The organism is Buttiauxella cochleicola, from assembly GCF_021283185.1.
Lineage (GTDB): Bacteria > Pseudomonadota > Gammaproteobacteria > Enterobacterales > Enterobacteriaceae > Buttiauxella > Buttiauxella massiliensis.
In genome coordinates, this window is record NZ_JAJSOS010000004.1 from 282,421 (window position 1) to 292,985 (window position 10,565).

At 47.7% G+C, this 10,565-nt stretch carries 10 protein-coding genes, 2 tRNA genes and 1 other RNA gene; 6 read left to right on the forward strand and 7 right to left on the reverse strand.

Annotation, left to right across the window (positions count from 1 at the left end; translation table 11 throughout):
- Positions 1 to 108: 108 nt before the first annotated feature.
- Positions 109 to 720: a thymidine kinase gene (gene tdk, locus LVQ76_RS08460; protein WP_232864420.1), complete on the reverse strand. Its 612-nt coding sequence runs from the start codon at positions 718 to 720 to the stop codon at positions 109 to 111.
- A gap of 555 nt (positions 721 to 1,275) precedes the next feature.
- Between tdk and hns the strand changes: the two genes are divergently transcribed.
- Positions 1,276 to 1,686 (forward strand): histone-like nucleoid-structuring protein H-NS, encoded by a 411-nt coding sequence (gene hns, locus LVQ76_RS08465; protein ID WP_151995693.1) that lies wholly within the window; start codon positions 1,276 to 1,278, stop codon positions 1,684 to 1,686.
- 150 nt (positions 1,687 to 1,836) lie between these two features.
- Here hns and LVQ76_RS08470 read toward each other — a convergent pair whose 3' ends face one another.
- From LVQ76_RS08470 to rssA, 5 genes are all read right to left on the reverse strand, one after another.
- Positions 1,837 to 2,847, reverse strand: coding sequence for an NAD-dependent epimerase (locus LVQ76_RS08470; RefSeq protein WP_232921411.1), 1,011 nt, complete (start codon positions 2,845 to 2,847; stop codon positions 1,837 to 1,839).
- Positions 2,848 to 2,986: 139 nt separating this feature from the next.
- Positions 2,987 to 4,327, reverse strand: coding sequence for a UDP-glucose dehydrogenase family protein (locus LVQ76_RS08475; RefSeq protein WP_064518490.1), 1,341 nt, complete (start codon positions 4,325 to 4,327; stop codon positions 2,987 to 2,989).
- 24 nt (positions 4,328 to 4,351) lie between these two features.
- Positions 4,352 to 5,260 carry a UTP--glucose-1-phosphate uridylyltransferase GalU gene (gene galU, locus LVQ76_RS08480; protein WP_151995691.1) on the reverse strand — a complete coding sequence of 303 codons (909 nt, stop codon included), beginning with the start codon at positions 5,258 to 5,260 and terminating at the stop codon, positions 4,352 to 4,354.
- A gap of 200 nt (positions 5,261 to 5,460) precedes the next feature.
- A complete protein-coding gene (gene rssB, locus LVQ76_RS08485; protein ID WP_232864418.1) occupies positions 5,461 to 6,474 on the reverse strand; it encodes a two-component system response regulator RssB in 1,014 nt (337 codons plus the stop codon).
- Positions 6,475 to 6,567: 93 nt separating this feature from the next.
- Entirely contained in the window at positions 6,568 to 7,476 is a 909-nt protein-coding gene (rssA, locus tag LVQ76_RS08490) for a patatin-like phospholipase RssA (protein WP_034455850.1), read from the reverse strand.
- A 175-nt stretch (positions 7,477 to 7,651) separates the two neighbouring features.
- On the opposite strand from rssA, the gene LVQ76_RS08495 reads away from it, so the two are divergent.
- From LVQ76_RS08495 to LVQ76_RS08515, 5 genes are all read left to right on the forward strand, one after another.
- Entirely contained in the window at positions 7,652 to 8,110 is a 459-nt protein-coding gene (locus tag LVQ76_RS08495) for a YchJ family protein (RefSeq protein ID WP_232864417.1), read from the forward strand.
- A gap of 51 nt (positions 8,111 to 8,161) precedes the next feature.
- Positions 8,162 to 9,007 (forward strand): formyltetrahydrofolate deformylase, encoded by an 846-nt coding sequence (gene purU / locus LVQ76_RS08500; protein WP_151995688.1) that lies wholly within the window; start codon positions 8,162 to 8,164, stop codon positions 9,005 to 9,007.
- A 164-nt stretch (positions 9,008 to 9,171) separates the two neighbouring features.
- Positions 9,172 to 9,256, forward strand: a tRNA-Tyr gene (locus LVQ76_RS08505).
- 191 nt (positions 9,257 to 9,447) lie between these two features.
- A tRNA-Tyr gene (locus LVQ76_RS08510) sits at positions 9,448 to 9,532 on the forward strand.
- Between the two features lie 43 nt (positions 9,533 to 9,575).
- Positions 9,576 to 9,706: non-coding RNA, RtT sRNA (locus tag LVQ76_RS08515), on the forward strand.
- 179 nt (positions 9,707 to 9,885) lie between these two features.
- Here LVQ76_RS08515 and narI read toward each other — a convergent pair.
- On the reverse strand, positions 9,886 to 10,563 hold the full coding sequence (gene narI, locus LVQ76_RS08520) for a respiratory nitrate reductase subunit gamma (RefSeq protein WP_232864416.1): 678 nt from the start codon (positions 10,561 to 10,563) through the stop codon (positions 9,886 to 9,888).
- Positions 10,564 to 10,565: the final 2 nt, after the last annotated feature.

The following is a 10,565-nucleotide window of genomic DNA, read 5'->3' on the forward strand; positions in this document are numbered from 1 at the left end:
GCTAATAAAAAACCCGCTTCGGCGGGTTTTTTTGTTTCTGCTTTCTAAAAACGCCGCACAAAGCCTCTCACGACGATGATTGAGAAAGGCACTCATCTGCCTTCCTATTTAATTTAATTCGCTCTGAATGCCTTCCAGAGAGCCTGTTTGCAGCGCTTCTTTATAGTGTTTACGGCAAACAGACACATAGCGCTCGTTCCCACCAATCACAACCTGTTCTCCCTGGTTATACGGACGACCTTCCTGGTCGAGGCGCAAAACCATGCTGGCTTTACGTCCACAAAAACAGATAGTTTTTAATTCCACGAGTTTGTCTGACCACGCTAATAAATATTGGCTTCCGCCAAATAACTCGCCCTGAAAATCAGTGCGTAGGCCATAACATAATACGGGAATATCTAATTCATCCACGACGTCTGATAACGCCAGAACTTGATCGCGTGTCAGGAACTGGCATTCATCTACCAGTACGCAATGCACAGCGTCCCGCTGATGCTCTTCACGTATTTCATTGAATAATTGGGTTGAGTCATTGTAGAGCTTTGCGGGCGACGATAATCCAATACGCGAACTCACCTTTCCAGAACCAAACCGATTGTCAATTTCTGCGGTATACACCAATGTACGCATTCCGCGCTCTTGATAGTTGTATGACGATTGCAGTAATGCCGTAGATTTACCCGCGTTCATTGCGGAATAGTAAAAGTAAAGTTGTGCCATTGGTCAGCTAGCCTGAGTTAAAATGTAAATATTATTAACACAGGATTATATCATAAGCCGTTAGGGAGTTGCTTTTACCTTATGACTCCAGGAAGAATTCATAGATTGTTAGAGAGATATATAAACCATAGCGTGGAATGCCTGAAATCGGCAGATGTTTGATGTTCATCACGTTGCACTTAACTTACGGAGTTTTCAGTGTTTTTGCTGGTACTCCCTGAAATCTATTGGATCATCAATAATAACTATCTATTAAAAATATCCACCATTACAGGCAATAATACCAAAGGTTGATATTTCACCATTAATGCGTTTATGTCTCAATTTACTACTTCGGCAACCCTGAAACTATCAGGGTTGTTGTAGAAAAAGTGAGTTCCCCACGTTTTGTTTACCTTAGATGCAAGCCAAAATTTAAGTTAATACCCTTTTATAAATCGACAAAATATTATGGAATTTTGAATTCCTTACATTACTTCCTATTGCAGAACTTAATTTAAGCCTCTATTATTAGCCCAACAAGCCAACCATCAATATAAGTTTGAGATTACTAAAATGAGCGAAGCACTTAAAATTCTGAACAACATCCGTACTCTTCGTGCACAAGCCAGAGAATGTACCCTGGAAACGCTGGAAGAAATGCTGGAAAAATTAGAAGTTGTTGTTAACGAACGCCGTGAAGAAGATAACGCTGCTGCTGCAGAAATTGAAGAGCGTACTCGTAAACTGCAACAATACCGTGAAATGCTAATTGCTGACGGCATTGATCCTAATGAATTACTGAATAGCATGGCTGCTGTTAAAACTACAGGCAAAGCTAAACGCGCTGCACGTCCAGCTAAATATCAGTACATCGACGAAAACGGCGAAAGCAAAACCTGGACTGGCCAAGGCCGTACTCCAGCTGTAATCAAAAAAGCAATGGAAGAGCAAGGCAAGAAACTGGAAGACTTCCTGATCGCCTAATTTTCGCTTTTAGTGCTGCTTATTAAATCCCGCTTCGGCGGGATTTTTATTTTGAGCGCATCATTAGCAGAATCTTTGTTACTACAAATAGTGCTCATAAAAAAAGGAAGCCAGGCTTCCTTTTTTCTTTTTTCTTTTAACTTCTCAGCATTAGCTGACTTTATAGAATGCCTTATACCAGTCTACGAAGCGCTGTACGCCATCCTGAACCGATGTCTGTGGTTTAAAGCCAATGACATCATACAACGCCTTCGTGTCCGCACTCGTCTCCAGAACGTCACCTGGCTGCATAGGCATCATATTCTTCTGGGCAACCTTACCTAAAGAGTTTTCAAGGGCAGTAATATAATCCATCAACGTAACCGGATTACTGTTCCCGATATTATAAACTCGATAAGGTGCTGAGCTTGTCGCCGGAGTTCCTTCCTCTACTGTCCACGTGGCATCGGCTTGCGGAATGACATCCTGCAAACGAACGATTGCCTCTGCAATATCATCAATATAAGTGAAGTCACGACGCATTTGCCCATGATTATAAACGTCGATACTCTTTCCTTCGACAATCGCACGAGTAAATTTAAATAACGCCATATCCGGGCGGCCCCATGGACCATAAACGGTGAAAAAGCGTAACCCGGTCGTCGGTAACCCATATAAGTGCGAGTACGTATGCGACATCAACTCGTTAGCTTTTTTGGTTGCCGCATATAATGATATTGGATGATCAACAGTGTCATCAGTTGAGAACGGAAGTTTGCGATTTAGCCCATATACCGAACTGGACGAAGCATATAACAGATGCCCCACTTTATAATGGCGACAACCTTCAAGAACATTTAAATGCCCCACAAGGTTTGAATCAGCATAGGCGTGAGGGTTATCGATGGAATAACGTACACCTGCTTGTGCAGCAAGATGAATCACACGATCAAATTTCTCTTTGGCAAATAATTCCGCCATGGCATTACGATCGGCAAGGTCAATTTTATCGAAACGGAATGAAGAATGTGGTGCGAGGAGATCAAGACGAGCTTGCTTAAGATTGACATCGTAATAGTCATTCAGGTTATCGATACCGATAACCTGGTGACCGGCTGCCAGCAAACGTTCACTGACATGAAATCCAATAAAGCCTGCACTGCCGGTAACCAAAAATTTCATATAATCCTCATTTATACCCGTCATACTCCAAACTACATCTTTGTTGGCTTCGTAAACATACCCGAATCACCTACTGATGTAAGTTCATCGGGATGTGTTCACTTGCCGCCGCGATGCAGCTTGAATTATTTAGGATATATTACGCAATATTGATGGACGCTCCGCGGCCGATTGCATAATAGACAAAGCCGCGTTTGTTAAGTCTCTCAGGATCATACAGGTTACGGCCGTCAAAGATAACTGGTTGCTTTAGGGATTTCTTGATTGCATCAAAATCAGGTGCACGGAAACTTTGCCATTCTGTACAAATAACCAGAGCATCTGCATCTTGTAATGCGGCTTCTTTAGTTCCCATCAATTTCAGATCTGGACGATGTCCGTAAATGCGCTGAGCTTCGTCCATTGCTTCCGGGTCATACGCCTGCACCTGAGCACCGCGTTCCCACAGCGCTTCCATCAGGACGCGGCTAGAGGCTTCACGCATATCGTCGGTATTCGGTTTGAATGAAAGTCCCCACAGCGCGAAGGTTTTACCTTTCAGATCTTCACCGAAATGACGAGTAATAAACTCAGGGAGTTTTAACTTCTGGTCGTGGTTGACCTCTTCTACCGCTTGCAGAATACGTGGCGTGTAGCCAATCTGCTGAGCGGTACGAATCAGAGCCTGCACATCTTTAGGGAAGCAGGAGCCACCATAACCGCAGCCAGGGTAAATAAAGCTGTAGCCGATGCGGGAGTCTGAACCAATACCCATACGCACTTTTTCGATATCTGCGCCCAGCCGTTCTGCCAGGTTGGAGATTTCGTTCATAAAGCTAATTTTAGTCGCCAGCATGCAGTTCGCGGCGTACTTGGTCAGCTCAGCACTACGGATATCCATCAGGATCATGCGATCGTGGTTGCGATTGAACGGCTCGTACAATTCACGCAGCAAATCCACCACATCATCGTTATCGGTACCGATAACAATACGCTCAGGGCGCATGCAGTCAGAAACTGCCGCACCTTCCTTCAGGAATTCAGGGTTAGAAACCACATCAAATGGAATATCCACGCCACGGGCTTTCAGCGTCTCTTCCATTACGTTGCGAACTTTGTCTGCTGTTCCGACAGGAACGGTAGATTTATCGAGCACAACTTTGTGGGATGTCATGTGCTGCGCGATAGTACGTGCAACAGCGGTGACATATTTCAGGTCAGCAGAACCGTCTTCATCCGGCGGAGTTCCAACGGCAATAAATTGCATTTCACCATGATGGACGCCCAATTCAGCATCGGTGCTGAACTGTAAGCGGCCTTCTTCATAGTTTTTCTTCACCAGCGGCGTTAAGCCGGGTTCAAAAATTGGGATCACGCCGTTTTTCAGATTTTCGACTTTCTTCGCATCGACATCTATGCACATTACATCGTGACCAACTTCCGCAAGCACTGCAGCCTGAACAAGTCCAACATAGCCGATACCAAATACAGTAACTTTCATCTTTCTATCCTGCGTTGAAATGAATTACTTTTTCGCGCCAACTGTCTCTTCTAGCCAGGCTTTAAAGTCTGCGCCCAAAGTGCTGTGACGGATACCGTACTCCACAAACGCCTGCATATAACCGAGTTTGTTACCACAGTCATGGCTCACGCCTCTCATGTGATAGGCTTCAACAGTCTGTTTTTCCATCAACATAGCAATGGAGTCAGTCAGCTGAATTTCATCACCAGCACCTGGAGGTGTTTTGGACAACAGCGGCCAAATATCAGCAGTCAGCACATAACGGCCTACAACTGCAAGATTAGATGGTGCAACATTGGCTTTAGGTTTCTCAACAATACCGACCATTGGCACGCTGTCACCTTCGTTTAACTCAACGCCTTTGCAGTCAACAACACCGTAAGCGGTAACATCTTCTACCGGCTCAACCATGATTTGGCTGTGGCCTGTAGTATCAAAACGTTTGATCATTTCGGCCAGGTTATCCTGCGAAAGATCGGATTCGAACTCATCAAGAATTACATCTGGCAGAATAACGGCTACTGGCTCATCGCCGACAACCGGATGGGCGCACAGCACTGCGTGCCCCAGGCCTTTAGCCAGGCCCTGACGAACCTGCATGATAGTGACATGCGGAGGGCAAATAGCCTGAACTTCATCCAGCAACTGGCGCTTAACACGTTTTTCGAGCATGGCTTCAAGTTCGAAGCTGGTATCGAAGTGGTTTTCGATGGAGTTTTTCGAAGAGTGAGTCACCAGCACAATTTCAGTAATGCCCGCGGCGATACATTCATTGACCACATACTGAATTAACGGTTTATCGACTAAAGGCAACATCTCTTTTGGAATAGCCTTGGTAGCCGGTAACATACGTGTGCCCAATCCCGCGACAGGGATTACTGCTTTTCTTACTTTAGAATTAATGGCAGCCATTGAAAAATCTCCTGGACTGTTCAAGTTTTCACTTGCACGTCAATTAAAAAAACGTCTCGAGTATATCAGCTTAAAAATGGAATCTGCGGCTGTTTACCCGTTGCGTTGATAATTTAAGACTAATACGATTTGGATAGATACGATATTACCACCAGCAATGATAGGGGAGAAAACCTAAATGATTTCAACCATCCAGATGCTCATTCCGCAGACAACATCAGCCGTAATCGCCCGCCACTTCCCCAAACCTGACACTGCCAGGACTCACAACGCTGGCTAATTTGATTGAGATAAGTATTGCCCAGTGTTCCCAAAGGCACACCGTTGCTGACCTGAATTTGATGCTCACCGGTATTTAAGGTGGCATTTAGCCCCGCCGAGACCAAAATGAGGTTTTTGAGTTCACTATGGTAATAACCCACCATCAGCGGAAACTGCCCGGTAAGATTGGCCTGACGTAATAATTGATTCACTTGTTTGAGTAAATTACCGAGCTCAGGTAAACGTTGGTTTTGTTTGGAAAGTTGTTCCTGCAATAGCCCGTTAAATAGCGCTCGTAATAACAGCGCCGCCAGCACCCCATTATCCCCTGCTCTTGTCACATCAAGGCAATAAAATGCCAGGTCGTTCTCTGACAAAGCAGCAATATCCAGAACAAGTCCTGGTTGATTATGAGTGATTAACTGGCGGTAATTCACCCGGCAATGCGAAATCACCTGTTGTACCGGGGGTTGTAGTTCTTGCAGTAGCGTAGATGCAGCCTGCGGGTCGCTGACCAGCGCATCCCAGTCCTGAAACAGCCGCTCTTCTTCTTCAACACGCGAATTAAACATGTTGGGATAGAGGCAGGCGAAGACTGTTTCACGCAGACGATTGAGGTCTTTAATTGGCTTGAGCAGAACATCCTGCACCCCAAAGCGTAAGGCTTTGGCGATATCTGACATGTTCTCGGTGGCTGAGATCACAAGGATTGGCGTCTGTATGCCTTCATTACGCAAGTGCTCTACCAGCTTCAATCCATTCATGCGCGGCATAGCCAGATCGCAAATCAGCAGATCGGGCGCAAAACTGGTCATCTTTTCCAGAGCATCTATACCATCAACGGCAACAGCAATGACCGCACCTAAGGAAGAGAGATAATTTTCCAGTAAAGAGCGGAAAACGGGCTCATCTTCAACAATGAGAATCAGTTTTCCAACGAGTGGCTGTGTCATTTTCGCTCCCCTGACTGGCGATAGATCAATAGTGGCATGGTATGACAATCACCGCCTGTCAGAATTGCCTGAAGATGCGAGTTTTCACCATACTCAATCATGGGTACGAACCAATGGCAGCAGCTCATCCATCTTTTTCTCGACGGCAAGACTGCCCGCACTTATCGCTTCCGCGGCACGGTGGAAATCAAGCGTTGAAATCTGGGGGCAAAAAGGTTGCAGCAAAATATCCGGTGGGTCACCCGCCATACGGTTACGCTTTAAGCGGTTTTCCAACACCTGAATAGAGGTGGTCATGATTTCCATGGCCGTTGGCGTGGTATTGGCACGACGGGTAGTGATTTTGCCGAGCTGTTCGCGCAAACGACCACGCCATGAATCAGGCTGCACCTGATTTTCAGCCAGAGGAGTCGTCATATTGACGGAGAGTAAATCTTGCTGCATCAAATGCGCATCATGTTGCAGGTCGACGGCAATCACGATATCGGCACCCAGCGCACGCGTTAGCGAAACAGGCACCGGGTTAACCACTGCGCCATCCACCAGCCAGTAGCCGTTATACCCGACCGGCGACAATAGCCCCGGCATACTGCAAGAGGCTCGAACAGCCTGATGCAAATCACCATCCGTGAACCACAATTCACGTCCAGTACTTAAATTGGTGGCAACAGAGCCAAAACGCAGCGCGCAGTCTTCAATTTTCTCTTCGGTAATGATTTTGCGGACGTTGTTGAACACTCTTTCGCCACGCAACAATCCGCCACGACGCCAGGAAAGATCCATTAGTCGCAGTACATCCCAATAGCCGAACGAGCGCACCCATCGTTCCATCATAGGTAAGCGATTACTTGCATACGCGGCACCGACCAGTGCCCCAACCGAGCAACCTGCAACGATATCAACCTGAATGCCTGCTCGTTTTAACGCATTAATGACACCAATATGCGCCCATCCTTTTGCTGCTCCCGACCCTAATGCCAGGCCGATCTTTACCTGTCTCATTTTGCCTCGGTCTTTCTTCCCCGGTTTATACCCATCATTCATCAAGCTGCGGGTGGTGTTGATTGCAACTCAAATGCCCATGGATATATCACCTCGTGGCGAACTCGCCACAGCTCAGTTAACATAACTACCCCGCGTATTTACGCTGACTATTTTTTGTAACCAAGGAGATGCTGTGTCGCAACTTTGCCCTTGTGGTAGCGGTCTGGAGTATAGCGTATGTTGCCAGCCTTACCTACGCGCAGACAAGCCCGCGCCAACCCCATCACAGCTAATGCGTTCACGTTATAGTGCGTATGTGATGCAGGACGCAGACTATCTTGTCACGACCTGGCACCCGCAAACCCGCAGCCCTTCGCTGAAATCAGATATTTCAGGAAGTTTTGGCACAACCAAGTGGTTAGGTCTGACAGTTTATGAAGCTGCTGCCGGACGCGATGAAAACGAAGGTTTCGTCAGTTTTGTCGCGCGCTTTGAAGAACAATGCGAAGAAAGTGCCATTATCGAGCGTTCGCGTTTCTTAAAGGAAAACGGCCAGTGGTACTATGTCGATGGAACACGCCCGCAATTTGGTCGCAATGACCCCTGCCCTTGCGGTTCTGGAAAAAAATATAAAAAGTGTTGTGGTCGTTAACTCACCGTGGCACAAATCAATTAGCAAACACACGCACAACAGGATTTCCCCGTGACACAAGCACTACAGCGAAAAGTACTCCGCACCATTTGCCCTGACGCTAAGGGCCTGATCGCCAAGATCACCAACATTTGTTACAAGCACGAACTGAACATTGTTCAGAACAACGAGTTTGTTGACCATCGCACCGGGCGCTTCTTTATGCGTACCGAGCTTGAGGGGATTTTCAACGACAACACGCTACTGGCTGATTTAGATGGCGCATTGCCTGAAGGTTCGGTGCGTGAACTCATTCCTGCGGGTCGTCGTCGCGTGGTGATCCTGGTCACCAAAGAAGCGCACTGCCTGGGTGACTTATTAATGAAAGCCAATTATGGCGGCCTCGATGTTGAGATCGCTGCTGTTATCGGCAACCACGAAACGCTGCGCACGCTGGTTGAGCGTTTTGATATTCCGTTTGAGCTGGTCAGCCATGAAGGTCTGACGCGCGAAGATCACGACCAACAAATGGCCGACGCAATTGCAGCGCATAAACCGGATTACGTGGTACTGGCGAAATACATGCGTGTGTTGACGCCTGAGTTTGTTTCGCGCTTCCCGAACCAGATTATCAACATCCACCACTCGTTCCTGCCTGCGTTCATCGGTGCGCGTCCTTATCACCAGGCGTACGAGCGCGGCGTGAAGATTATCGGTGCCACCGCACACTACGTGAACGACAATTTGGATGAAGGCCCAATCATCATGCAGGATGTGATTCACGTCGATCACACCTACACTGCAGAAGATATGATGCGTGCCGGGCGTGATGTTGAGAAAAATGTTCTCAGCCGCGCACTGTATCAAGTGCTGGCCCAGCGCGTGTTTGTATACGGTAATCGCACGATTATTCTGTAGATCAATCATGTTATTGCTTAGGTTTGCGACGTTACGTGTAAAAAAACGGCAAACGATTCATTTTCTTACAGTGAATGCTTTACAGCGGCGCTTCATTTGATATGATGCGCCCCGCTTCCAGACGAAGGAGGCGAGTAAGAAAGCCAACAAAATGTAATACCCCTGGCGGGGTTCCCGAGCGGCCAAAGGGAGCAGACTGTAAATCTGCCGTCATCGACTTCGAAGGTTCGAATCCTTCCCCCGCCACCATTCTTGACCACTACATTGTGGTTAAGGCAATAAGTTATCATTGAGATGAGCACTTATTGGGGAAGGACGAGAATCTTCGATTAAGGTTCGAGTCGAACGTAGTGAGACAACGTTGCTTTAGCAACGGTCATCCTTCCCACTATGTTCAACAAGGCAACACCAATCAGGCTTTAGCAGTACCCAACACCCCTGGCGGGGTTCCCGAGCGGCCAAAGGGAGCAGACTGTAAATCTGCCGTCATCGACTTCGAAGGTTCGAATCCTTCCCCCGCCACCATTCTTTGCAACACCTTCCCAGCTCATCCAAATCGTACAATCTTCCATATTCCCGTTGGGGAAGGATGAGAAGCTTCGACTAAGGTTCGATTCGAGCGAAGCGAGAAAGCGTTGCCGCAGGCAACGACCCGAAGGGCGAGACGCAAAGCGTCGAGAAATCCTTCCCCCGCCACCATTCTCTAGCAATACCTCTAAACAAATCCAAATCGCACAATCTTCCATATTCCCGTTGGGGAAGGATTTTTTACGTTCCGTTTTCCCGATCCGTAGTTCGGATAAGCGCAGAGTCATCCGACATAACAGGCAAAAAAATACCCGGCCGAAGCCAGGTATTTTCAATCCAACCAACAACCGTCAGCGACGAGCGCGCACAATCTGGTACTTACGCGTCAAATACTCCACCGGAGCGCTCCACACATGCACCAGACGGGTGAACGGGAACAGCAGGAACAGCGTCATGCCCAATACCAAATGCACGCGGAAGATAAACGCCACGCCGTCCAGATGCTCAGATGCACCGCCGTGGAAAGTCACCACCGCCTGCGCCCAGCCCACCAGCTTCATCATCTCGCTGCCGTCCATATGCTGCGCCGAAAACGGAATCGTCAACAAACCCAACGCACACTGAATCACTAACAGGCTGAGAATCAGAATATCCGCCACGCTCGACGTCGCACGAATGCGCGGGTTAAACAGGCGGCGTTTCAGCAGCAGCAAACCGCCCACCAGCGTCATCACACCGCACGCGCCACCGGCAATCATCGCCATCTTCTGCTTCACATCAATCGGCAGGAACGACTCGTACATCCAGTGTGGCGTTAACATCCCCAGGAAGTGACCGGCAAAAATCCCGAGAATCCCGATATGGAACAGGTTTGACGCCAGATTCATCCCTTTGCGATCCAGCATCTGGCTGGAACCCGCTTTCCAGGTGTACTGGCCGTAGTCGTAACGCAACCAGCTCCCTAGCAGGAATACCGTCCCGCAAATGTACGGATACATGTCGTAGAAGAACACATTGAGAAATTGCATGA